The 23,393-nt window shown below is 49.2% G+C and carries 20 protein-coding genes and 1 pseudogene; 11 read left to right on the top strand and 10 right to left on the bottom strand.

From position 1 onward, the window contains the following. Both KF839_RS14040 and KF839_RS14035 read right to left on the bottom strand, forming a co-directional pair. A pseudogene (locus KF839_RS14040) lies at nt 1-191 on the bottom strand (DUF2779 domain-containing protein); the annotation flags it as partial. Nucleotides 192-322: 131 nt separating this feature from the next. Further along, nucleotides 323-1,882, bottom strand: coding sequence for an FAD synthase family protein (locus KF839_RS14035; RefSeq protein WP_292918454.1), 1,560 nt, complete (start codon nt 1,880-1,882; stop codon nt 323-325). A gap of 196 nt (nt 1,883-2,078) precedes the next feature. Here KF839_RS14035 and KF839_RS14030 point away from each other — a divergent pair, with 196 nt between their 5' ends. After that, nucleotides 2,079-2,699: a calcium-binding protein gene (locus KF839_RS14030; protein ID WP_292918453.1), complete on the top strand. Its 621-nt coding sequence runs from the start codon at nt 2,079-2,081 to the stop codon at nt 2,697-2,699. Nucleotides 2,700-2,801: 102 nt separating this feature from the next. On the opposite strand, the gene KF839_RS14025 is transcribed toward KF839_RS14030, so the two are convergent. From KF839_RS14025 to KF839_RS13995, 7 genes are all read right to left on the bottom strand, one after another. Next, nucleotides 2,802-3,875 carry a multicopper oxidase domain-containing protein gene (locus KF839_RS14025; RefSeq protein WP_292918452.1) on the bottom strand — a complete coding sequence of 358 codons (1,074 nt, stop codon included), beginning with the start codon at nt 3,873-3,875 and terminating at the stop codon, nt 2,802-2,804. Between the two features lie 236 nt (nt 3,876-4,111). After that, on the bottom strand, nt 4,112-6,361 hold the full coding sequence (locus tag KF839_RS14020; protein WP_292918451.1) for a hypothetical protein: 2,250 nt from the start codon (nt 6,359-6,361) through the stop codon (nt 4,112-4,114). 109 nt (nt 6,362-6,470) lie between these two features. Beyond that, nucleotides 6,471-8,798 carry a TonB-dependent siderophore receptor gene (locus tag KF839_RS14015; RefSeq protein WP_292918450.1) on the bottom strand — a complete coding sequence of 776 codons (2,328 nt, stop codon included), beginning with the start codon at nt 8,796-8,798 and terminating at the stop codon, nt 6,471-6,473. Between the two features lie 240 nt (nt 8,799-9,038). Beyond that, complete coding sequence (locus tag KF839_RS14010; RefSeq protein WP_292918449.1) at nt 9,039-9,266, bottom strand: (2Fe-2S)-binding protein; 228 nt, start codon at nt 9,264-9,266, stop codon at nt 9,039-9,041. Nucleotides 9,267-9,379: 113 nt separating this feature from the next. Further along, complete coding sequence (locus KF839_RS14005) at nt 9,380-9,799, bottom strand: ExbD/TolR family protein (protein ID WP_292918448.1); 420 nt, start codon at nt 9,797-9,799, stop codon at nt 9,380-9,382. Beyond that, on the bottom strand, nt 9,799-10,557 hold the full coding sequence (locus tag KF839_RS14000; protein WP_292918447.1) for a MotA/TolQ/ExbB proton channel family protein: 759 nt from the start codon (nt 10,555-10,557) through the stop codon (nt 9,799-9,801). The genes KF839_RS14005 and KF839_RS14000 overlap by 1 nt, the downstream gene beginning before the upstream one ends. A gap of 3 nt (nt 10,558-10,560) precedes the next feature. Further along, nucleotides 10,561-11,262 carry an energy transducer TonB gene (locus KF839_RS13995; RefSeq protein WP_292918446.1) on the bottom strand — a complete coding sequence of 234 codons (702 nt, stop codon included), beginning with the start codon at nt 11,260-11,262 and terminating at the stop codon, nt 10,561-10,563. Between the two features lie 291 nt (nt 11,263-11,553). On the opposite strand from KF839_RS13995, the gene KF839_RS13990 reads away from it, so the two are divergent. The 6 genes from KF839_RS13990 (at nt 11,554) to serS (ending at nt 19,039) form a co-directional block, all read left to right on the top strand. Next, nucleotides 11,554-11,970 carry an RDD family protein gene (locus KF839_RS13990; protein ID WP_292918445.1) on the top strand — a complete coding sequence of 139 codons (417 nt, stop codon included), beginning with the start codon at nt 11,554-11,556 and terminating at the stop codon, nt 11,968-11,970. A gap of 195 nt (nt 11,971-12,165) precedes the next feature. Next, nucleotides 12,166-13,098 (top strand): GGDEF domain-containing protein, encoded by a 933-nt coding sequence (locus KF839_RS13985; protein ID WP_292918444.1) that lies wholly within the window; start codon nt 12,166-12,168, stop codon nt 13,096-13,098. A 304-nt stretch (nt 13,099-13,402) separates the two neighbouring features. Further along, the gene (locus tag KF839_RS13980) at nt 13,403-15,703 is read left to right on the top strand and encodes a DNA translocase FtsK (RefSeq protein ID WP_292918443.1); all 2,301 of its coding nucleotides are present in this window, start codon (nt 13,403-13,405) and stop codon (nt 15,701-15,703) included. A gap of 56 nt (nt 15,704-15,759) precedes the next feature. Beyond that, on the top strand, nt 15,760-16,386 hold the full coding sequence (gene lolA, locus KF839_RS13975; protein ID WP_292918442.1) for an outer membrane lipoprotein periplasmic chaperone LolA: 627 nt from the start codon (nt 15,760-15,762) through the stop codon (nt 16,384-16,386). After that, on the top strand, nt 16,364-17,698 hold the full coding sequence (locus tag KF839_RS13970; RefSeq protein WP_416362375.1) for a replication-associated recombination protein A: 1,335 nt from the start codon (nt 16,364-16,366) through the stop codon (nt 17,696-17,698). The genes lolA and KF839_RS13970 overlap by 23 nt, the downstream gene beginning before the upstream one ends. A gap of 33 nt (nt 17,699-17,731) precedes the next feature. After that, on the top strand, nt 17,732-19,039 hold the full coding sequence (gene serS / locus KF839_RS13965; RefSeq protein ID WP_292918441.1) for a serine--tRNA ligase: 1,308 nt from the start codon (nt 17,732-17,734) through the stop codon (nt 19,037-19,039). A 135-nt stretch (nt 19,040-19,174) separates the two neighbouring features. On the opposite strand, the gene KF839_RS13960 is transcribed toward serS, so the two are convergent. Then, nucleotides 19,175-20,062 carry a recombination-associated protein RdgC gene (locus tag KF839_RS13960; protein ID WP_292918440.1) on the bottom strand — a complete coding sequence of 296 codons (888 nt, stop codon included), beginning with the start codon at nt 20,060-20,062 and terminating at the stop codon, nt 19,175-19,177. A 48-nt stretch (nt 20,063-20,110) separates the two neighbouring features. Between KF839_RS13960 and KF839_RS13955 the strand changes: the two genes are divergently transcribed. The 4 genes from KF839_RS13955 to KF839_RS13940 form a co-directional block, all read left to right on the top strand. After that, complete coding sequence (locus KF839_RS13955; protein ID WP_292918439.1) at nt 20,111-20,446, top strand: putative signal transducing protein; 336 nt, start codon at nt 20,111-20,113, stop codon at nt 20,444-20,446. Between the two features lie 120 nt (nt 20,447-20,566). Then, nucleotides 20,567-20,920 carry a SpoIIAA family protein gene (locus tag KF839_RS13950; protein ID WP_292918438.1) on the top strand — a complete coding sequence of 118 codons (354 nt, stop codon included), beginning with the start codon at nt 20,567-20,569 and terminating at the stop codon, nt 20,918-20,920. Between the two features lie 14 nt (nt 20,921-20,934). Next, entirely contained in the window at nt 20,935-21,309 is a 375-nt protein-coding gene (locus tag KF839_RS13945; RefSeq protein WP_292918437.1) for a SpoIIAA family protein, read from the top strand. A gap of 330 nt (nt 21,310-21,639) precedes the next feature. Continuing rightward, nucleotides 21,640-23,393: Tex-like N-terminal domain-containing protein (locus KF839_RS13940; RefSeq protein WP_292918455.1), on the top strand; the 1,754-nt coding region annotated here is incomplete at its 3' end.

The following is a 23,393-nucleotide window of genomic DNA, read 5'->3' as shown; positions in this document are numbered from 1 at the left end:
ACGTCAATCAGCACGCCATTTCCGTCACGATCATAGATACGCCGGGCAATCTCGCCGACTTGACGCCCTATCTGTAAGCGAGCGTCTGTTTCAGTGGAATACTCCAATAAATCAGGGCGATGAACTTCCAGCCACAACTTTTTCGGACATTGCCGCAACGCCAGAAGTTTGGATTTTGAAAATGTGCGCAAAATGCTTTCTTCTTTGCTAAAAGACCGGAAAACTCACAAAGCTCTAGAAAAAATCATTCTAGGAACATAGTGACAGAATGCAACGAAAATCCCGGAGGTTTATACCGGTTTGCTGATACTGCAATTATGCTTCAAGAGCGATGCGTTAAACCAGCTTCCTTACTCCCGACACCATCCAAAATCCGCATCACCAGATCGGAAGTCGATATACCCGACGTATAAGGTAATTCCTGAATCATTTCAGCCGGTAGCGATGCGCAGAGTTTGAGTTTTTCCTGGCGCTCTTGTTCGGAGGCGCAGGCGAACGTGTAAATATCAAAGCCATGCTGTTGCATGTACTCCGGGGTTACGCTGGCAGGCGTTTCGGTCAAGACTGCGTCGACGTGTTTACAGGCGGCTACGACCGCGGCGCGTTCGGCTTGATTCATGACCGGCAGTTTGCCTTTATTTTCCACCACGCGCTGATCCGATACCACGCATACCGTAAGATGCGTACCCAAGTCGCGCGCGGCTTTTAAGAAGTTTGCATGACCTTCGTGAAACAAATCCGCAACCATGCGCGTGTATACCCGTTTTTGTTTTTGCTGGCTGGGCCAATCGGGAATCGGGCGGCTTAAGCGGTTGAGCGCGCGTTCCAGCCACTGCCGGCTGCGCAGTGCGATGGTGTCGTCGGGGTCTTTCAGTATAATCTGATGCGCGTAACACCAAGCTTTTGATAAATCGCCTAATAGCCAACTCTGCGCTAACCGGTGATAGGCATAACAGCGGACCAATAATGAGAAATTTTTCAAATTTTTCGCGGAGATAACGGTATCCCAGTGAGGATTCGGTGTGCGCCAGTCACCGTAAAAAGCACTCAGGATTATTTCGGGTTGCCTGGGATACCAGCATGAGCCGAATGCCGTTTCACGCTGGATCAGATCAAACGACGGAAAAACCGATATCCGCTGATATTCAAGCGGGTAATCCGGCAATTCAAAACCACCGGTGATCTGCTGGCTGTTGTCTCCGCGCAAACCGCATACGTCGAGCGTAATCCCCAATTTCGGATGAATATAGTCGCGGTAATTGGCATAATCGATGCGCATGGACGAACGTACCCACCCCGCGCGCTCCAGTTCCGCACAGCATGCTTTCCAGGATTCCATCCATACCGCGATATCGAGATCTTTATCGTATTCCAGCAAACGGCCGTTGCGAGTCAACCCTAACAACGTTCCGGCATAAGGAAAAGCGTGTATGCCATGCTTGGCTAATTGCGCGCAGGTTTCCCATAGCAATGCTTCCGCTTCTCCGGAGAGAAAAACATTGCCACCCGATTGAGGTGTTTGGGTTTCTTTCTTTTGAGGTGGAACTTTGCCGGATTTAGACAATGCCATCAGATGATTCAACGAACGGCTGAAATGTGTTTGCGCCGAAGGCAGATCCAGTAATATGAAGCTTGCTGTGCCAAGCACATGCGCCCAGTGCGCCTTATAAAAATCACCATCAACATGCGCATAAATCCGGGCGGCGCATGCAAGCGCTTCAACCGCACGGTTTGTACGCATCGCCACCGAACACCACAGCCTTGCAACATCTTGCGATAGTGGTTGCTCACTTTTCAAAGGCTCCAAAATGGCATCCGCGTCGTTTAGCTTCCCTGCCGCAATTAAATCCCGCGCTTTTAACAACAATCCATCCACACTCATAACTTAATATCACTTATTATTTTGTTAAGTTTACTTAATCTAACGCATTGTGAAGACAATCAATCAGAAAAACAATTGATAAAAAGTATTGCATTTTAATTGCTTCTTACTATAATAGGAATAATTCTCATTACTATTTCTATCAATAATGTGAGAGTAATATCATTTTTAATGCATCAGTGCAGGAGACAATATTATGGCGATTACTAGTACACCTCGCCCGAATCTAGGTTCCGGCGCCATCAAATTTATTGATGGCATTCCATTCATGGGGCTCGGATCCGCAGGGTTCGGCGAAAACGACTTGCTCATTATCGGCGACGACGCGGACAATATTCTTACCGGCGGCACGGGACATGACGAGCTTGAGGGAGAAGGCGGCAACGACACGCTGAGAGGCGGAAGTGGCAACGACACGTTGAAAGGCGGTGACGGCAACGATGATCTCGACGGACAGGAAGGCACTGATAAACTTTTTGGCGAAGCCGGTGACGACATACTGCGCGTGGGCGGTTCTTCGGATGATTATGACCGATTGAATGGCGGTGCCGGCAACGATACTTTCGGTTTTTATGGCGCCGGGCAATTTGAGATTTCGGATTTCACGATTGGTGAAGATCAGTTATTTTTTGACTCACAAACACTTGGAATCAATTCGGTACCGGAACTGCTTTCATACATCACGAATATTCAACCGCCAAGTGGCTCTAATGGCTATGTGGTTGAATTTCTGGGAGGCGTTGCCACCATCGAACTGATCATTATCGGCGGAGACCTTAGCTCGATTACCGCTGACATGATCGTTTTCAATTTGTAGTTTCTTTCTTCTCCTTTAGTTTTTCTTCACAAAAATGGCCGATCACGTATCTATCATGACCGGCCATTATTTCATTGCTAATATGCCAGTAATCAATATTCGTTATTGAACGATGAAGTTTGTCATCATGCCGGCATTGATGTGATCATTGACGTGACAATGATACATCCAGCGGCCACGAACATCAGGCTGCATATCGAGCGTTTTGGTCGCGGCAGGCAGCACTTCGGTCACATCCAGCCGATTGCCGTTGTGCAATAGCGTAGCACCGTGCCAATGCGGGGAATGCAAATCGACTTCCGTACCCATGCCCAAAATGTACCAGCGCACACGTTCACCTTTGCGCATGGAATAACCATGATTATTACCGTAAACCAGGCCGTTGATGCCATGCATCAAATTACTTTCCTGAAATTCTTCATCGTCCGGATCACACAAGCCGGTACAAGCTGTCAAATTGCTTTGCAAATGTAAACTGGCATTTTCATCGAACACGGTAAACAAAGAAACGAATTCACGATCAACATCAACCGGCGTGCGATCCGCATTTTCGAATCCTTTCTTGGTGATAATGATCGCACCGATCAAACCAGCGTTGGTATCGGCAGCTTCATCAACATGGCTATGGTAAATCCAGGCAATCGACGACGGATCGTTTGGTCCCGGCCCAGCTCGTTCGGGCACATCCCAAACATAGGTATAGGTGCCACCTGGCGCTACTACGCCATCCGGTTTGTGCTCGTTGCCGGCTGCTTGCGAATGCGATGCTCCTTCATATGCCATGGTATACGACACGCCATGCGGATGAATGCTGGCGGCATAACGGGTATTGTTCTTAAAATGTACGATGATCTTGTCGCCCACTGCTGCACGAATGACCGGTCCCAGGATACCGAGGTGCTGTTCTCCGACCACGCGAGGTTTCAGTACACTAAATCCTTCGGTATATTCACGATAAACCGATTTCAGATAACGCCTGCCGATCCCGTGTTCGACAAATACACGTTGTTCCGGTGTGAATTCATTTCCGCTCATCGGATTCAACGGAAATGTTGGTGCATAATCCCACTGCTGCTCATCGGCTGCGATCCAGTAAACACGATCAGCAAAGGCGGTATTGAACCATCCCAGCCACATGACAACCAACACAACGCAGTAAATTTTTCTCTGCATCATTGAAAATGATCTCCTATCTGTAAGATTACCCGCTGATCGCAATAACGATAATGATTCCGTGCAATCGTGACACATTCGCGCACGCGTTTTAGCGATGGCTGGCTAACGGATAAGGAAAACCGTGGCTGGCTATGGGAATAATGATTTGATTAACTTTAGTTAAGATACTCCACGCTGGTGAGTGGTGGAGCGAGCCTTGCAGAAGGGCTTGACTGCAAGGCTCTTAAAACACGCTCCTAACTTAACTTGCTTTCATACTCAGTAATTACTTGCATCAAAATGGATCGCAATGCAACCGCTCGATCGGTATCTTCGGTCCGAACCGCTTCTCGCAAATCTCTGATTGCATTTTCCAATTTGGCGCGTTGAAGCACATTCAAACGTAGCTGAAGATCCGCAGCAAAAATCCCCGTGTAGAGCGATAATCGTTCAACCGCCAGTAACGCTTGATCCTTATCAGAAAGGAAGTTTGCTTCGACCTGACTCATACTTCTTTTAATCTGCCCTAAAATTCCTTTACTGATATCACTGACGATCGTATCGGCAACGACGTTGGTCACATCTCCCGTAAATTGCGCATGGATACGGCCGCTGCCTGAAGGATTGTCTGGCGATATGAAGGCATCCACCGTGCGGAAGAAATATTCACCTTCAACCTGTTGCTCCTTGGCTTTATCGATATCCGCGTCACGATTGGTAATAATGCCTTCAACCTCGCGCAACACACCGATTAGAAAACTTCTTACCAATGGAATAACAATGTTCTCGCGCGCCAAAGCCAAAGCTAATCGATCATCGGCATTTTCTTTGGTGAACGCTTGTTTACCTCGAGCGAATGCGGAAACAATTTGATAATCCAAATCCGGATCAGTCCCGGTCGTGATGGATTTTTTATCCGCTGCCAGCATTTTTTCTGGCCGGTTTGCAGTCCCGGCAATCGCAGTATATGCCGAATACGCTCGATCCCATTCGAGAGCCAACGCATCCGCCGATAAATCCGTAAATTGCTCAGCTACCAGCGTCACACGGTTATAGACGACCAAGGCAAATACTCTTTGTAATGATTTATCAATTATTTGAAGAGCTTGCGCAAGTTGACTGCCGCTTCTTGCCTGATTGATGGCATTCGAAACATCCTGATCGATCGTTGTACCATAGATTTGATCGACAATTTTCGTGAGCTGTTGTAAATCTCCGGCATAGTTTGCAGCGATAGCGTCAACATCGATCGGGCTCTTGCTTCTCAAATCACCAACCGTCAGAAAATTTGCAACAGCATTATCGATGATGGCGGTATGCTGAGCGATCTCATAGGTAGCACGGTTGAGTTGATTCTCGTACTTCGTCAAGATTGCAGTAATCGCATCACGCGCTTGCTCGGATTCAGTCGCATTCAATTCGTCACTGGCGGTCAACAAGTTTTCCAGTTCTTGTTCCAGATTATTACGTTCCGTAACACCTATCCGTAATTCCAAATCCGGTAAAAGAATCCTGGCGAAATACTTGGCGCCGGCAGCTTCCGCCAATGCCTGCGCACGATCATTCGATGTAATCGCGCTCGCTTGACCATTCAATTCGCCAATTACTCGAGGAATAAAGCCTTTGCCAAGCTCACTGACAATTTCATCAGCAACCACCTTGGAAAGATTACCCGTCAGCTGCGATTTTATTATCAAGCTACCGACTGGATTACCTCTCGCGACCAATGGCTCGATGATCCGATAAAAGATTTCACCTTCTTTTTGCTCAATACGCGCTTCATCGGGATCGACCGTACGATTCTCCAGAACTTCGCCCACCTCACGTAACACGCCGATGTAATAAGCACGGGCAAGCGACATCCGGACACCGTATCTGGCAACCTGAACGGTATTGAAATCTTCTTCGGGATTGCTTTTGTTCAGCGCCGTCCTTACTTTGGAAAAGAAATCGTTGACTTCAGCGTCCAGGCCGGGATTGCTCCCTGCCGTTAATTCTTGCCTATCCGCCGTCAGTACTTGGTTTTCCCTGGCGACTGTCGCTGAAATCGCTTGAAATGCCGCCACCGACTCGTCCAGCATCGCAACTAACGCAGCGGCTGTCGCGGTACTAAACTGATCCCGGATTGCGGAGATACGGTTCCAAATACTTTGGTAAAACACACGTTGTAGTGTCTTATCGATGGTTTGTGCCGCCAATCTGGGTTCGCGATCCTGAATGAGATCATCTATCGCCGCCAGAACATCGCTATCCAAAGTCAGCGAATTGGCCGTATCGATCTCTTGCGTTAATGTTTGCAAAGCTCCTGTATAGGCGACTGCAACTGCATCGCCATTAATCGGAAACTCTCTGCGCAGCGTGCCAATCGTTTTAAAAGCAGTCACAGCCGATTCGATCGTTGCAACATTCGCTGCTGCTGTTGCTTGGCTAACATAAACCACGAACATACATAAACTCACCATCATTAATTTAATCAATGATCGACCGAGTCTCTTCAACACCAACATTATTTAAACTCCTTATAAAAAATAAACATGAACGCTAATGCTAATGCTAATAATAATGATTCTTATTAATAATTTCAAATAAAAATTCTTTTACTTATTTTACAAATCTTTAGAAATTTGCGATCAAGCTGGCTCTGACCGCGATGGGAGATCCCGGTGTGATATTAAAATCGTTTTGCGCCGAAGCAAAATACTTGGTATCAAACAGATTCTCAATATTTAGCTGACCTCTGAAACTCTTGGAAAATTGCGCAAAGACCGCGGCATCCACACGGGTGAAACTCGGCAAACTGACGCGATTGGTCAGAGAAGCATACATATTGTCACGGTGTATCACGCCAAACGCAGCGCCGATACGGGGTGTAATATCGTAACGGCTCCACATTGAAAACATGTGTTTCGGAAGCTCCGCGACCGTAGCTCCTTTACTCGCGACCCCCAGAATATCACTGGTAATTTCACCGGTTTGGTAAGCGTAACCGCCCATTACGCTCCAATTGGAGGTAAGCTGACCGGCCAGACTGATTTCAACACCTTCGGTGCGTTGCCCTTTGGTCAGAAAGGTTTGCCCACCCACAACGGAATTGATGACGTTGGTGCGATCCAGTTGATAAACTGCGCCCGTGAACGCCAGATCCGGTCGAATGTCCCATTTTATGCCCGCTTCAAGCGTCGTAAATTTTTCCGGCTTCAATGTTTCCACCGTAACATTCAATGCGGTCAGTTGATCCCCCGCACGAGGCACATAGGCTCGGCTATAGCTGCCATAAAACGAAAGTGGCTCAATCGGTTTATAAATCACCCCAAAACGTGGAGCAATCAAATCATCCCGCGTCTTTAAATGATCCTGCGGACCGTTCTTTTGCTGAAAATCGACTTCGAACATATCGTAACGCACCCCTGCGACCACTTGAAGCTGCGGCAGTATTTCGATCTGATCCTGAATATACAACGAGGTTACATCCACAATGCTGCGATTCAACGCATCGAGATCGCCGCCCCCGTCCCGGTTACGGAAAGTAATCGGTATATTCGTAACAGGATTACTGATCGGCACAAAAATGTTAGTGCTGGAAACGTTATTATTGAACAAACCGGTTTCACGGCGATTATGGGTTTCCTGCCGCCCAACCTCAACTCCGGCTAAAAGAGTGTGCGCTATCGGACCGGTATTGAGTGAGTAAAGTAAATTGGTTTGATTGAAAACATTATCGCGTGTCGTCATGTTGTTATAAGCACTGATCGGCAACAATCCGGTCAACAGATTAAGACCGCCACTCGCAAATACATTTTGATAGAACTTGTCATAGGCCGTGTAAAGCGTGCGGTTTTGCAGCGTAAAGCCCGAATCGAACTTATGCTCAATGAAGGAACCGAACGATAATACGTCGATATTCGCATTACTACGCCGCGGATCTCCGAAAAATTGCGAACGGCCGACATCGACCGGACCGGTCACTTGTCCGGTTCTTCCCGATACCGATGTAATCCCGCGATCGGCCGTACGATCATCATGAAAGCGTTCCATATTCAGGATCACTTTAGTCCGGTTGGTTGGCTTGATAGTAACTGTTGGAGAAATCCCCAACCGCTCCATGTTGACACCGTCACGAAAACTTCCGGCGTCTTCATATAAAGCATTCAAACGAACCGCAGCAATATCGTTAATGACATAGCCGACATCACCCGTCATTCTTTTCTGATTGAACGAACCGCCCTGAAACGAAAAATCTCTGACCGGATTCCAATTGGCCTCTTTGGTGACGCGATTGACCACACCGCCTGAACCGCCTCGACCAAAAATCATACCGTTAGCACCCTTGAGCACCTCCACGCGTTCGATGTTATAAAGATCACGATAAAATTCGGCATCGTCACGGAGACCGTCAATGAAGAAGTCTCCGGTTGAACGATTGCCACGAAAAACGAGCGCATCACGGTTGCCTTCACCCTGTGAAATACCGACACCGGGAACATACCGGACTGCATCCGCAAGACTCCGAATTGATTGATCCTTGATTAAATCACCCGTAATTACCGTGATGGCCTGCGGTACATCGCGCAGTAACGTGTTGGTTTTTGTCGCGGTACTGGTACTGGTTGCGGCATAGCGATTGGTAGCGCTGGCTGAAATTTGTATCGAAGGTAGCGTAACCACTTGCTCCGCATCGCTTGCAGCAGTTATCGGTGTTATTGCAAGTCTCTCGCCTAACTGAACGACTTGTAATCCAGAATTCTCAAGCAATCGCTCAAGTGCTTGCTTAACTTCAAAAGCACCTTCCAATCCGAACGTTACTTTCCCTTGTAACAATGCCGGATCAAAAGCAAGCTTAATCCCTGATTGTTCGGAAAATTGTTTAAGAGCGTCTTCTAAAAGACCTGCTTGAATATGATAGGAATGTACTGCAGACAGCCCTGTATTGGGCGATTCCGCCAAACTGGAATTAGGAGGAAAAAGAAAAATACTACCAAGACTAATTAATATTACAAAACAAATCCTCCCGATCGGGGCATGGATTTTTTTAGAGCGCTGAATCATTTTTTATAATTTTTAACCAGACTTGAAAACAAATATTTTTATTCAGCGCTACCGGATAGGAAAAATTGCAAATCGTCAGATCGGAGTAAATTTCAACATTTGTTACAGCAAGGAACTATTGCTTACTTATTATGTTTATTAAGCTGGCGTCTCGCACATGCAAGCAGATGCAGGAAGAAAATTCTTCATAGATTGCGGCCGCTCCAGCAATGTCTGATCCAGAATTTGTTTTGCATGGCACGCGCAAATCCCGCATTGCTCAGTAACACCAAGGCATTCTTTCAAATCCCTCATCCGATCGGCGCCTTGAAAAACCGCTTCCCGAATGGTCTTTTCCGTAACTCCTCTGCATATGCATACATACATATCCACTACACCCCAAAACAAAAAATGAGAAATTTTCGCTGATTCGCAATTACTAATGAGAATGATTCTTAATTATACTCAGAAATTCGATAAATGCAACAAAATTTACTCGTTCAGTTTTCAGAAGGGTCCGTGATAAAGCCAATTTTAGTCATCCCAGCCTTGGCTGCAAGGCTCATAACACGCGCGACATGTTCATAGTGCGCCAGTTTGTCAGCTCGAATATGCAATTCCGTTGCTGGTTCCTCAGCAACCTTAGCGGAAAAACGTAACGCGAGCTGCTCAAGCAACACCGGTTCACCATTCCAAAATAATTCACCATCCGAACGAATCGCCAACTCAACATGTTCCGGCTGGGTAATATTGGGAGTATTTTCCGCCTTCGGCAGATCAATCTTGACAGAATGCGTCAAAAGCGGCGCGGTAATGATAAAGATAATAAGTAAAACCAGCATCACATCGACCAATGGCACGACATTAATTTCTGCCATAGGAGCCTGACGCCCACTATCCTGCATGCTTCCGAATGCCATTATTGTACCCTCTCAACGATGTTACCAGTATCGGCAGGGTATGATTGCACCGTTTCCGGCGCCGGAGTAGAACCTTGATGATTTTCATCACCCACGGTAACCAATGTAAACAAATCATGAGCAAAGGCCTCCAATCGACCAAGCCATATCCGGTTCCGGCGCACAAATGCGTTATAAGCAAGTACGGCCGGGATAGCGACTGCAAGGCCAAGCGCGGTCATAATAAGCGCCTCACCGACCGGACCGGCGACTTTATCCAAGGTGCCTTGACCAGACAATCCAATTTGGATCAGCGCATGATAAATACCCCACACCGTGCCGAACAAGCCAATATAAGGAGCGGCGGAGCCTGCCGATGCAATGAGCGTTAGTCCATTTTCAACACGAGTCGCTTCTTGATCGATGCCGTTCCGTAAAGTACGCGTCAGGAATTCACTGGTACCACCCGCCGCCGCCAGCTTGTAAGAGCTGTGAATTTTTGCGTCCGCGGCGGCATCGATCGCCAATTTTGCAAGCTCGGCAAAAGCATTGTCAGGGGGCGCACCTTTCAACTCAGTATTCACAACTTGCAAAGAATCAACATTCCAAAAATGTTTCAAAAAAGCCTCGGCACGACGCGTCGCAATAAGATTCGCAATACTTTTTGTAATGATTAGATACCAGCTAGCAACAGACAGCGACAACAGCAGTATCAGAACGCTCATACCGACACCGTCGATCTGATCGAGAAAATTAGAAAAACCGAGACCTTGTTCCATGAATTAATTTCCTTGCAATACAAAATTAAAAGGTTGTAGGGCTATGGCCCGAACCGGTTGGCCGTTACGCAACGAGGGATTGCACTGCCAGTCCTTTACTGCAGCCAACGCAGCGGTATCCAACCGTTCATAACCACTGCTGTTAATAACTTTTGCATCGTCAATGCGCCCCCTCTCATCCAGCTCCACACGCAAAACCAGCTTGCCTTCTTCCCCCATTCGCCTGGAAATGGCTGGATAAGTCGGTGGGGTAAGCTTTGGGCAAGACACAGATAATTCCGAAGTTAATGTAACCGGACTGACCGGCGCTGGTGGCGCTTCCACCACTACCGGCGATTCGTTGACCGGCTCAGCAACCGGGGCGGGAGCCGGCTGCGGAGCAGGCTCGACGTACTCTTGCTTAGGAGTCACAGGGGATTTCGCAACCAACCGCTCTTGTTTAGGTTTGACGATAGGTTTTCTCGCTGGCTGCAATTTAACCGGAGCCGGCTCGGATGGCGTTTGGGGAGCAACCATCGGTACCGGTGCCGAAATCAATTCGGCAAACAAAGTTAGCGTCTGATTGGGAGATGGAATCAACCGCTGATTCCACAAAAAATAAAATAAAGCAGCATGAACAATCAATACAAAAAATAACCCGGGTACTGAGATAAAATGCCGCCGCTGCTCCAGATACCCAATATTTTTCCGAGATAATGATTGCATTTCAGAATAACAAACCCAAGCAAGCTGTTAATTAACTTGATTTTAAAAAAACCGGAAATCAGTAATTTTATTTCCGGAGATAAACTGCAAACATTGCGTTTTGTTATAGAATTCGCACTTAGCAAGATCATTTTCCGGTTAGCTATAATACCGTAAACGATAATAGTTATCAATCACCAGAGACATTGTGCGCGCACCTCAAAACCCAACATCATCGTGACTTTTTTCCATTATTATTTCACAAACGATTTAAACAACACCCTCAATGCATACCATTGATCGAATCCAATCATGACATACCCCACACCTGGTTTTTGGCGACGCGCAATTTGCTTGATTTATGAACTGCTACTGTTACTGGCAGTGCTGTTTATTGCCAGTTTCTTATTCCATTTTATTTTCAGAGATACACAAGCCGTTTATTTCAGACCGCTGTTTCAGTTTTATCTACTCGCTGTCATGGGATACTACTTTACCTGGTTCTGGACTCATGGCGGACAAACCCTGGCAATGCAGACTTGGAAGATGCGCGTCGTAACGATGGATGGCAAAAGTTTAAATAAAAAGCAAGCGATTACCCGTTTTTTGCTGGCTGTGATGGGTGTCTTCTTATTCGGAATTGGAATTATCTGGGCATTGTTTGATCGCGATCATCAGTATTTACACGATCGAATTGCAGGAACCCGTATCATTAAACTTAAGTACTAAGAAGCGTGATTCTTACCGAATTTAGGGAAACCCTGATTAAATCAGGGCTTCCCTAGCACTCAAGAATTTTAGTATTGTTATCAAAGATATGTAATAATCCTTTACTGTCATCTTTAGCGTGACGTTTAAAGAGTGGATCTGTGATCCGTAAAAATAAAGAACACTATTCTATTTTTACTTATAGGCACTAAAACCATGCGTGATCATTCTTTCTTCACAGCGACAACAGCAAAAATCTTTCTTCGCGAATGGTCCGACCACGCGAATAGCTTGATTATTTTGGCAGCCACGCTCTTTATTTTCATCATTGATTTGCATTTGCCTCTCGGCGTCGCTGCCGGCGCACCCTATGTATTAGTGATTTTTGCAAGCCTATGGATTGGCAGTATCGGGTTCTCCTACTTCATCACCGCTCTCTGTCTTATTTTTACAATAGCCGGCTTCTATCTTTCTCCAGGCATTGAGTCACCGATGCACATTGTTTTGATCAATCGAGGCCTTACCACGTTATTGATCATTGCCACCATCATTATGGTCACTCGCATTAAACGATCCAATATCGATATCTCTTCGTTAATGAATCAAGTACCGACAGATCCGATTACGGGATACAAGAATCGACATTCTTTCGATGCGGAATTGGAAGCCGAAATACTTCGATGCAGGCGCTACCATCGTCACTTATCGATCGCCATCGTCGATATCGATCTTTTTAAATTATTCAGCGATAACTACAACTACCACAACAAAAATGATTATATTCAACGGATTTCCAACGACATCCGCACCAACATCAGAGCTACAGATCACTTCTACCGCATTGATATCAATGTCTTTGCAATCCTGTTCCCGGAAACCGAACTAAGTGAGGCAAAAAAAGTGTGTGAATCCATACGAAAAAAAATATCCATGCGAATAGATAAAGACGCAGAGAATAAAATTCTGCTAAGTATCGGCATCGCCACTCTGGAAGAAACCGATGATCAAATGCATTTATGTAAACGCGCGGAAGATGCATTATTTATTTCGAAACGTAACGGTGGCAATCAGGTTTCAACTTTACCGTCCGTTTCATTCAAGGAAAAACCCCTCGTTGCAGCAATTCTGTCGCGATCACGTATTGATTAGTCTCTTTCGTCCGGCATTTTGTGATTCAAAATTTTCAATAAGCCTTCTTCATTACAACAAAAAAACAAAACTGTTTGATCACACATTCAGAAAACACTGATTCATTCGCCAAGCAAGATGAAATACGGACGAATGAAACGCAAGGAACAATACTTGTCAACAGGATAGACGAGTTTTCTGAGCGCCACTCAACGCAGAAAATCGCCTGCACGAGCAATTAATCGGTTTCCTTAAAGGAATGACATTAAATTCTCTTATATAATTCGGTGTATCAATCAGACACCGCTACGCTGCTTAGATACTCATGAGTTTATTGAACAAACCAATGGCCAAGAAATCAACCGGCCGCAACTTCTCACCCAAAGTCGCCCGATTATTGCGCGAATCCGGCTTGCTGATTTTAATGGGCGCAGCACTCTATCTGATTTTGATATTTATAAGCTACGATCGTGGCGATGCCGGCTGGTCCCACAGTGGCGAGACTGACCAAATTCAAAACGCCGGCGGTCATGTCGGCGCATGGCTGGCTGATCTATTGTTGTTTTTATTTGGCGCATCGGCCTGGTGGTGGGTCGCTTTCTTTTTATCAGCCATTGCCTGGAGCTATCGACGGATCGATGCAGCGGGAATCTTTGATCGTCATTCAATGCTCTTATCGATGGGTGGTTTTTTATTGCTGCTTGCCGCCAGCAGCGGATTGGAATCGTTACGATTTTATTCGCTCAATATCTCATTGCCGCTCATGCCCGGCGGTATGCTGGGCAGCACCACCAGTCACTATCTGTCGCAAATACTCGGCTTTACTGGCGCAACATTGACATTATTGATTCTGATCGCCGTCGGCTTCAGCCAATTTACCGGCCTATCATGGGTTCGCTTCGTGGAAAAAATCGGTGAAAGCGTTGAGAATCTGCTCATTCTGCTCAGAAACACTTGGGAAACCCGGCAAGACCGATTCGTCGGCGCCATCGCCGCGCATGTGCGTGAAAAAGCCGTGGAAATCGAGAAAAAACGCATGGAAAATACTCCACATCTGCATATCGAGCCACCGACAACCACCATCATCAAATCGCAACGTATCATCAAAGAAAAGCAGCCGTCGCTATTCTCCGATTTGCCGGACTCTCCGTTACCACCGCTGCATTTGCTGGATGAGCCGGAAAAAAACGTTGAAATGCTGTCCAAGGAAACACTGGAATTCACATCCCGTTTGATCGAACGCAAACTCAAAGAATTCGGCGTCGATGTCAAAGTCGTCGCGGCCTTCCCAGGCCCGGTCATTACCCGCTATGAAATCGAACCGGCTGTCGGCGTCAAAGGCAATCAAGTCATTAATTTGGTAAAAGATCTGGCGCGCGCATTATCCGTCGCCAGTATCCGCGTAGTCGAAACCATACCGGGTAAAACCAGCATGGGTCTGGAAATCCCCAATCCCAAACGCGAGATTGTCAGGCTGCAAGAGATTTTAAGTTCCCAAGTATATGCCGATTCCGCATCGTCGCTGACAATCGCATTGGGTAAAGACATCAGCGGCCGCCCGATGGTCTCCGATCTGGCCAAAATGCCGCACGCGCTGGTCGCAGGCACCACTGGCTCCGGCAAATCGGTTGCCATCAACGCGGTGATCTTGAGTTTGATCTATAAAACCACGCCGGATCAAACCCGCTTGATCCTGATCGATCCCAAAATGCTCGAGTTGTCGGTATACGAAGGCATTCCGCATTTGCTGACACCCGTGGTCACCGATATGCGCGAGGCCGCCAGCGCCTTACGCTGGTGCGTCAATGAAATGGAACGCCGGTATAAATTGATGTCGGCATTGGGCGTGCGTAATCTCGCAGGTTACAACCAGAAAATCCGCGACGCCGCCAAAACCGAAGAACCGGTACCCAATCCCCTGATTACCCCCGAACAAGAACCGGAATATCTGGAAGAGCTACCGTTGATTGTCGTGGTCATCGACGAACTGGCCGACCTCATGATGGTTGCCGGAAAGAAAGTGGAACAACTGATCGCCCGTCTTGCGCAAAAAGCCCGCGCCTCCGGCATCCATTTGCTGCTGGCTACGCAACGACCATCGGTCGATGTCATCACCGGTTTGATTAAAGCCAACATCCCGACGCGAATCGCATTTCAAGTGTCGAGTAAAATCGATTCGCGCACCATTCTCGACCAAATGGGCGCGGAAGCTTTGCTCGGTCAAGGCGACATGCTGTATCTGCCTCCCGGCAGCGGTTATCCGCAACGTATCCATGGTGCATTTGTCGCCGATCACGAAGTACATAAAGTGGTGGAATATCTCAAACAACACGGTGAACCGAATTACATCGAAGAAATTTTGCAAGCGAGCGATGAAGAAGGCGATGCGAATGGCGTAGCCGATCTGAAAAAACCGTCCAACGGCGAATCCGATCCACTGTATGACGAAGCTGTCGCCATTGTCGTCAAAACCCGCCGTGCTTCGATCTCGTTGGTACAAAGAAACTTGCGCATCGGCTATAATCGTGCAGCGCGGCTGATTGAAGATATGGAACGCGCCGGCTTGGTTTCCGCGATGCAAAGCAATGGCAACCGGGAAGTATTGGCGCCTTCCCGCAACGACTGATCCGGCTTCATCCGCCATGGCCTACCCCCGCACAACGATCTCAACATAGGAATATTATGACTCGCACAAGCTGCTCCGTTATCTTGATCTGGTTCGGTTGTTTGCTCCCTGCGTGGGTGGAGGCGACCGCGATCGATAGCTTGAAAACATTCATCAAGGAAACCCGCACCGTCCGCGCCGAGTTTTCCCAAACACTCTATGATCAAAGCGCCCGAGCCATTCAGGAATCCAAAGGCATGATGCAGTTCGAACGCCCGGAGAAATTCCGCTGGGTCTACGAAAAACCCTACGAACAAATGATTGTTGGCGACGGCACGCAAGTTTGGTTCTACGATCCGGATCTCAATCAAGTCACGGTGCGGCAATTCAATATCGCCATCGGCAGCAGTCCGGCCGCATTGCTGGCCGGCAGCAGCACTATCGAAGAAAACTTCGAACTGATCGAACTGGGTGTGCAAAATAACCTGGAATGGCTCGAAGCCATTCCGAAAAGCAAAGAAAGCGCGTTTGAATTCATTCAAATGGCATTTTCACCGGAAGGTGAATTAAAAATCATGGCGTTACGCGACAATTTCGGTCAAACAACATTGCTATCCTTTTCCGGTTGGGACAAAAATCCCGCCTTATCCGCTGATTTGTTCAAATTCGTTCCACCCGACAATGCCGATGTCATCAGCGAGTGATCCGGATCTGCTTGCCACGCACGCACCCCAGGCACCGCTCGCGGAACAACTGCGCCCCAAGCGTCTGAACGATGTCATCGGCCAGGAACATCTGTTAGGCGCGGGCAAGCCGCTACGGCTGGCGTTCGAAGCCGGCAAGCCGCATTCGATGATCTTGTGGGGTCCGCCGGGAACCGGGAAAACCACGCTGGCACGGCTGATGTCGACCGAATTTCAATGCGAATTCATCGCGCTTTCCGCAGTGTTATCCGGCACCAAGGATATCCGCAACGCGATCGAACAAGCACAACTCACACTGCAACAAAGTGGACGCCATACTATTTTGTTTGTCGATGAAGTGCATCGCTTTAACAAATCGCAACAAGATGCTTTCTTACCGTATGTCGAGCAAGGTTTGATCACCTTTATCGGCGCCACCACTGAAAATCCGTCGTTCGAAGTCAACCGCGCACTGCTGTCGCGGGCGCAAGTGTATATTCTGACGGCATTGTCCGAGATGGAATTGTCGCAACTGTTCGATCGTGCGCATCAATTGGCGATGCCGCATCTGCAATTCTCCGCAGACGCCCGAAAACTGTTGATTGAGTTTGCCGACGGCGATGCCCGGCGTTTGCTCAATTTGCTGGAGCACATCCAAACCGCGGCGCGGTCCGGAACAATGACACATATCGACCGGGATTGGGTAATTAATGCCGCCGCGCGCAACAGCCGCGCATTCGACAAAGGCGGTGATGCCTTTTACGATCAGATTTCCGCATTGCATAAATCGGTACGCGGCTCATCGCCTGACGCCGCGCTGTACTGGCTGTGCCGCATGCTCGATGGCGGCACCGACCCGCTCTACATCGGACGCCGCCTGATCCGCATGGCGATCGAGGATATCGGTCTGGCCGATCCGCGTGCACTGCGCTTAGCGCTGGATGCCTGCGAAACCTTTGAGCGGCTCGGCAGCCCCGAAGGCGAATTGGCATTGGCGCAAGCGGCACTCTATCTCGCCAGCGCACCGAAAAGCAACGCCGCGTATATGGCATATAATCAGGCACGTGCTTTCATCGCCCGCGACAAATCGCGCAACGTGCCGCTGCATCTGCGCAATGCGCCGACCAAGTTGATGAAAGACATCGGTTACGGCAAAACCTACCGCTACGCGCACGATTGCCCGAACGCTTATGCCGCCGGCGAGAATTATTTTCCGGACGAGATGCCGGACGTCAGTTTTTACCAACCCACCGCTTACGGATTGGAGCAAAAAATCCGGGAAAAACTGGCTTATTTGCGCAGTCTGGATGAGCAAGCCAAGCATAAAATATAACTTTTCAACGATACCGGCTATTTTGGAGTTCGCATGCTAGAGATTCAGCAACTACGCACCGATTTGGACAACGTCACCCGCCAGCTCGCCAAGCGCGGCTTCGCTTTCCCCGTGGAAGCATTCAACGCCCTGGAAGCGGAGCGCAAAATCATTCAAACCCAGACGCAAGAGCTGCAAGCGCAGCGTAATTCGGCATCGAAAAAAATCGGCCAGGCTAAAAGCAAAGGCGAAGATGCTTCAGCGATCATGGCGGAAGTCGCCAATCTGGGCGACGCGCTGAAACAAGCGGAAGATCACCTGGAACGGATTCAGCAGCAATTACAGAAAATACTGCTGGAAGTACCGAATCTGCCGCATGCCAGCGTTCCGGAAGGCCGCGACGAAACCGGCAACGTACAAATCCGCCATTGGGGCGAACCGCGCCAATTCGATTTCGACATCAGGGATCACGTCAGCATCGGCGAGAATTTGGAGCTACTGGACTTTGAAGCCGCCGCAAAACTCAGCGGCGCGCGCTTCAGCCTGATGAAAGGTGGTCTCGCCCGCCTGCACCGCGCACTGGCGCAATTCATGCTGGATACGCACACACAGGAACACGGTTACGTCGAAACCTACGTACCCTATCTCGTCAGCCGCGATAGTCTGCGCGGCACCGGGCAACTACCGAAGTTCGAACAGGATTTGTTCGCCGTTCATGCCGGCGGTGTGGATTCGGCCAGCACGCCGGAATATCACCTGATTCCGACCGCCGAAGTTCCGATCACCAACATGGTGCGTGACGAAATCGTGCCGCTGCAAGCGTTGCCGCTGAAATACGTATCGCATACGCCGTGTTTCCGTTCCGAAGCAGGCAGCTATGGGCGCGATACGCGCGGCTTGATCCGCCAACACCAATTCGACAAGGTCGAACTGGTGCATATCGTGCACCCCGAGCAATCGTACGACGCGCTGGAGCAATTGGTCGGTCACGCCGAGAAAATCCTGCAGAAACTCGGATTGCCGTACCGCGTGATGACGCTGTGCACCGGCGATATGGGTTTCTCCGCGGCAAAAACCTACGACATCGAAGTCTGGCTGCCAGCGCAAAACACCTACCGCGAAATTTCCTCGTGCAGCAACTGCGAAGCGTTCCAGGCGCGCCGTATGCAAGCGCGGTTCCGCAACGAGAATGGCAAACCGGTGCTGCTGCACACGCTGAACGGCTCCGGCCTGGCGGTCGGACGCACATTGGTGGCAGTGCTGGAAAATTACCAAAATGCCGACGGCAGCGTCACTATTCCGGATGCCCTGCGCCCATACATGAACGGTCTTGACCGTCTGACGGCCGACGGAAGACAATAAGTTCCATACTCATTCCTCACTACAAGAGAATCTGTTACGATGCAGACTGACCCAACCAGCGATATCGAGTGTTAGCTGCAGAAGTTTGCGAAGCGTTCGGCAGATCGCTTTCCTGAGAAACTTTCCGATGTTTTTTTAATCGCGGTCCTCGCCGCCTAACGCTTCGATCAGTTCGTTAATCAACTGACTCAATTCGCCGGTCATGATGGCGAAGTCGCTGACAAACAATTCCTCCGCACTCTCGGCGGATTCTTTCAGAATATCCTGCGGTGCGATCCGCCGCAGTTGCAGCGTGTCGTGCAGCACAAACGAGATTTTGCTATCCCAGGTCATCGCCAGCCTGATCACTTTCTTGCCGGCGCGAATATGCCGCCCGGTTTCTTCCGCATCCAGGCTATGATGGGAATATTTGATAATCTCTTTCTCGTCGGTCATGCCTTGCAACTCGCAATCGCGATCGATGGTGAAAGCGGTTGATAAATCATCACCCGACAACCAACGCGTCATCATCGTCGAAGGCGAAATTTTCGTCTCCAATGGCGTCAGCGTCAGGCCTTGCAGCGACCGAATCAAGCATTCGATGAATTCTTCCGCCTTGTTGCTGCTGCCGGTGTCGATGATCAAGCGGTTTTGAACTACGTCGATCCACGCATAAATCTTTTGCCGTTGCGAAAACGCACGCGGCAGCAACTCGATCAATGTCGCTTCCTTGATATCGCGAATCTGCTTCTTGCCCGGCTTATAGCCCTGCATTTCGGCGATTTGCACCAGCCGGTCCTTGGCGTGTTGATTGACTACCGCCGCCGGCAGTAATTTCTTGTCGACCGCGAGTGCGATCAACCATTGCTGACCGTAGGCGTGCACAAAATTGTCCTGTTCGTCGCGTGGCGGCAACCAGCCGCGGCTTTGCAATTCCATTTGCGTGCACGGCTGCAATGCATGCTGCCGCAACGCCTCTTCCAGGTTATTCAATGTTATATTGCCACTGGTGATACGATAAGCTTGTAAGTTTCTGAACCACATAATGTCTACTTATAATTAACCGGTTGATCTTACTGAAATTCTTCTGGCATGAAAAAAATTTACTCCGCCAACAATTTGATGGAAGCCCAGATAGTACTGGATCTGCTCGAACACGCCTATATTCCGGCGAAAATTTTTAACCAGCACGCCCAAGGCGTCGCCGGGGAAATTCCGTTCACCCATGCCTATCCGGAAATCTGGATCACTCGCGAAGACGATTTTGAACGCGCCAGATGCATCATCGACACCTATGAGCGCACCCCGGTCGCCACCGGAACTATCAACTGCCCGTCCTGCGGCGAGGAAAATCCGGCGAATTTTCAGTTGTGCTGGAAGTGCGGGAACGGATTGGAAGTCGCAGTCGATTGTAATCAAGCACGGTAGTTATGTTATATCAATATGAGACCTTTGCACGGTGTCATGAGCGGTACGAGAATAAGGCAAAAATTTGCGAAGGTTTCAGTATGATTATACTTCACCAACATCCGTTTAAAGGAGATCGTCATGTTAACGATAGTGAACACAGGAAATCTTATCGAAGTAACCATAAAAAACACCTTAAAGGCGGACGATGTGATGGTGTTAAGTGACAAAGCTGATAAGCTGATCGAGGAATATGGCAGTATCCGTGTGCTTATCAATGCGACAGATTTCAATGGCTGGGAAAACGCCGACGCCGCAGAAAAACATTTCAGTTTTGTTAAAGAGCATCATACAAAAGTAGAACGTCTGGCCATCGTCACCGGGCATATGTGGCAACATTGGGTCGCGGCTCTGGCAAAAGTATTCATGCACCCGGACATCAAAGTTTTTGACAAAACCCAGTTGAATGAAGCCGAAAGCTGGCTGAAACAATAGCAAAAGGAGATAAAATGACCATAACATTCAAAGGCATTGAACTTCTCGAGGAAGGGAAATTCGTTAAACTCATTATTGTCGGGAAACTGGAAAAAGAGGATTACGATATATTCGTACCAGAAATCGACGACCTCATTAAGCAATATGGCAAGATCAATATGCTAGTCGAGTTAATCGATTTTCACGGTTGGACGGCTGGCGCAGCTTGGGAAGACACCAAGTTCGGCGTGCGGCATTTCAATGATATCGAGCGCTTGGCAATCGTTGGCGATAAAGCTTGGGAGAAAGGCATGGCCTATTTCTGCAAAGTTTTCACCTTGGCCAAAGTGCGCTATTTCGATATAAATGAACGTGATGCGGCAGAAGCTTGGGCTAGAGCAGCTGAATAATATGCGGCTTTATTGAATTTGTTATAGCTCCATCAGCATCTGCCTGGCTTTTGTAGACGATCTAGATTAATTTCTTTATCGAGTTGCGCAAGGTAATCCAGGAACGTTTCAAGCGTGAAGCAAAGCGCTATAACAAAACCTATCCTGACGAGCTGATCCACTTCGATGCCGAACGGCTCCCTTTGTTGAAGGGATAGTCCGCCAATGAGCCAAGACCTTTGCACGGTGTCTGTACGGACCGATTCTACGCGACGCTATCCATTGCGATTCAGCAGCCACTTGGTTTACCATCCATCGCTTATCCGCTTTCAATCAACCAAACACAATCCCATGTTACCTTCCATCGAACAACGTCTCGCTACCGAGCTTACTGTCAAACCTTCACAAGTCCAGGCCACCACCCAACTGCTCGACGATGGGGCAACGGTGCCGTTTATCGCACGTTATCGCAAGGAGGCAACCGGCGGGTTGGACGATGCGCAGTTGCGTCAATTGGCAGAACGCTTGCATAGTTTGCGTGAGCTGGAGAAGCGGCGCGCGGCGATCATCGGGGCGATTGAAAAGCTTGGCAAGATGACGCCGCCGTTGCTCGATGCGCTGACGCATGCGACGGATAAAGCACATTTGGAGGATTTGTACCTGCCGTACCGCAAAAAACGCCGCACCAAGGCACAGATTGCGCTGGAAGCGGGGTTACAGCCGCTGGCGGACACCTTGCTGAACGATCCGCGGCTCGATCCGTTCGTTGAAGCGGCGAAGTATCTGAAAGCGCCGTTCACCACCGAGGAAGGTGACAATCCCGGCGTGGCGGATGCAACTGCCGCGCTGGAAGGTGCGCAGCATATCTTGATCGAGCGTTTTGCCGAGCATGCGCCGTTGCTGCAAACCTTGCGCGACTATTTGCGCATGCGTGGCGTACTGGCTGCGAAAGCCGTCAAAAACAAAAAAGACGGCGACACCAAATACACCGATTATCACGAATACAGCGAAGCCGTCACCAAAATCCCGTCGCACCGCGCATTGGCGTTACTGCGCGGCGAACGTGAAGGCATCCTGAAGCTCAAGCTGCTGCTCGATTCCGAACTGGAGGAAAAAGCCCGCAACTTGACGCTCAACTCTTGCGAACAGCAGATCGCGCGGCAATTCAACATCCGCGACCAAAAACGTGCGGCGGACGATTGGCTGCTCGATACCGTACGCGCCGCGTGGCGCACAAAAATTTTCCCGCATCTGGAAACCGAATTGATGGGTAGCCTGCAAGAACGCGCGGAAACCGAGGCGATCCGGGTGTTCGCACAGAATCTCAAAGCACTGTTGTTGGCATCGCCCGCCGGAACGCGCGTAACCATCGGACTCGATCCCGGTTTGCGTACCGGCGTGAAAGTGGCGGTGGTTGATTCCACCGGTAAAGTACTGGAAACGACCACGATTTATCCGCACGCACCGAAGAACGATTGGGACAGTGCGTTGCACACGTTGCAACAACTGGCGCAGCGGCATCAAGCTTCGCTAATCGCCATTGGCAACGGCACTGCGTCGCGCGAAACCGACCTATTGGCGAAAGCGCTGATCAAGCGTCATCCTCAGCTTAAACTGACATCGATCATGGTATCGGAAGCCGGTGCATCGGTGTATTCCGCATCCGAATTGGCATCCGAGGAATTACCGGAGCTGGACGTATCGCTGCGCGGTGCGGTATCAATCGCACGGCGTTTGCAGGACCCGCTCGCCGAGTTGGTCAAGATCGACCCGAAATCGATCGGCGTCGGCCAGTATCAGCATGACGTCAATCAAAGCCAGTTGGCGCAATCGCTCGATGCAGTGGTGGAAGACAGCGTCAACGCTGTCGGCGTCGATGTCAACACCGCCTCCCCCGCGTTATTGCGCTACGTGGCCGGGCTGAGCAGCAAAATCGCACACAATATCGTCGCTTACCGCGACGGCAAAGGCCGCTTCGCCAAGCGCGCCGAGTTGCTGAAAGTACCGGGCTTAGGCGAGAAAACTTTCGAGCAAGCCGCCGGATTCCTGCGCATTCCGAACGGCGTCAACCCGCTCGATGCTTCGGCCGTGCACCCGGAATCGTA

It is taken from the genome of Nitrosomonas sp., assembly GCF_019635155.1.
GTDB lineage: Bacteria > Pseudomonadota > Gammaproteobacteria > Burkholderiales > Nitrosomonadaceae > Nitrosomonas.
This window is presented reverse-complemented; position numbering and strand designations above follow the sequence as displayed.

Excerpts from the sequence above, each read along its gene's own strand:
- KF839_RS14035 (WP_292918454.1), bottom strand. The coding sequence starts at position 1,882 with ATGAGTGTGGATGGATTGTTGTTAAAAGCGCGGGATTTAATTGCGGCA.
- KF839_RS14030 (WP_292918453.1), top strand. The coding sequence starts at position 2,079 with ATGGCGATTACTAGTACACCTCGCCCGAATCTAGGTTCCGGCGCCATC.
- KF839_RS14025 (WP_292918452.1), bottom strand. The coding sequence starts at position 3,875 with ATGATGCAGAGAAAAATTTACTGCGTTGTGTTGGTTGTCATGTGGCTG.
- KF839_RS14020 (WP_292918451.1), bottom strand. The coding sequence starts at position 6,361 with ATGTTGGTGTTGAAGAGACTCGGTCGATCATTGATTAAATTAATGATG.
- KF839_RS14010 (WP_292918449.1), bottom strand. The coding sequence starts at position 9,266 with ATGTATGTATGCATATGCAGAGGAGTTACGGAAAAGACCATTCGGGAA.
- KF839_RS14005 (WP_292918448.1), bottom strand. The coding sequence starts at position 9,799 with ATGGCATTCGGAAGCATGCAGGATAGTGGGCGTCAGGCTCCTATGGCA.
- KF839_RS14000 (WP_292918447.1), bottom strand. The coding sequence starts at position 10,557 with ATGGAACAAGGTCTCGGTTTTTCTAATTTTCTCGATCAGATCGACGGT.
- KF839_RS13995 (WP_292918446.1), bottom strand. The coding sequence starts at position 11,262 with ATGCAATCATTATCTCGGAAAAATATTGGGTATCTGGAGCAGCGGCGG.
- KF839_RS13990 (WP_292918445.1), top strand. The coding sequence starts at position 11,554 with ATGACATACCCCACACCTGGTTTTTGGCGACGCGCAATTTGCTTGATT.
- KF839_RS13985 (WP_292918444.1), top strand. The coding sequence starts at position 12,166 with ATGCGTGATCATTCTTTCTTCACAGCGACAACAGCAAAAATCTTTCTT.
- KF839_RS13980 (WP_292918443.1), top strand. The coding sequence starts at position 13,403 with ATGAGTTTATTGAACAAACCAATGGCCAAGAAATCAACCGGCCGCAAC.
- lolA (WP_292918442.1), top strand. The coding sequence starts at position 15,760 with ATGACTCGCACAAGCTGCTCCGTTATCTTGATCTGGTTCGGTTGTTTG.
- KF839_RS13970 (WP_416362375.1), top strand. The coding sequence starts at position 16,364 with ATGCCGATGTCATCAGCGAGTGATCCGGATCTGCTTGCCACGCACGCA.
- serS (WP_292918441.1), top strand. The coding sequence starts at position 17,732 with ATGCTAGAGATTCAGCAACTACGCACCGATTTGGACAACGTCACCCGC.
- KF839_RS13960 (WP_292918440.1), bottom strand. The coding sequence starts at position 20,062 with ATGTGGTTCAGAAACTTACAAGCTTATCGTATCACCAGTGGCAATATA.
- KF839_RS13955 (WP_292918439.1), top strand. The coding sequence starts at position 20,111 with ATGAAAAAAATTTACTCCGCCAACAATTTGATGGAAGCCCAGATAGTA.
- KF839_RS13950 (WP_292918438.1), top strand. The coding sequence starts at position 20,567 with ATGTTAACGATAGTGAACACAGGAAATCTTATCGAAGTAACCATAAAA.
- KF839_RS13945 (WP_292918437.1), top strand. The coding sequence starts at position 20,935 with ATGACCATAACATTCAAAGGCATTGAACTTCTCGAGGAAGGGAAATTC.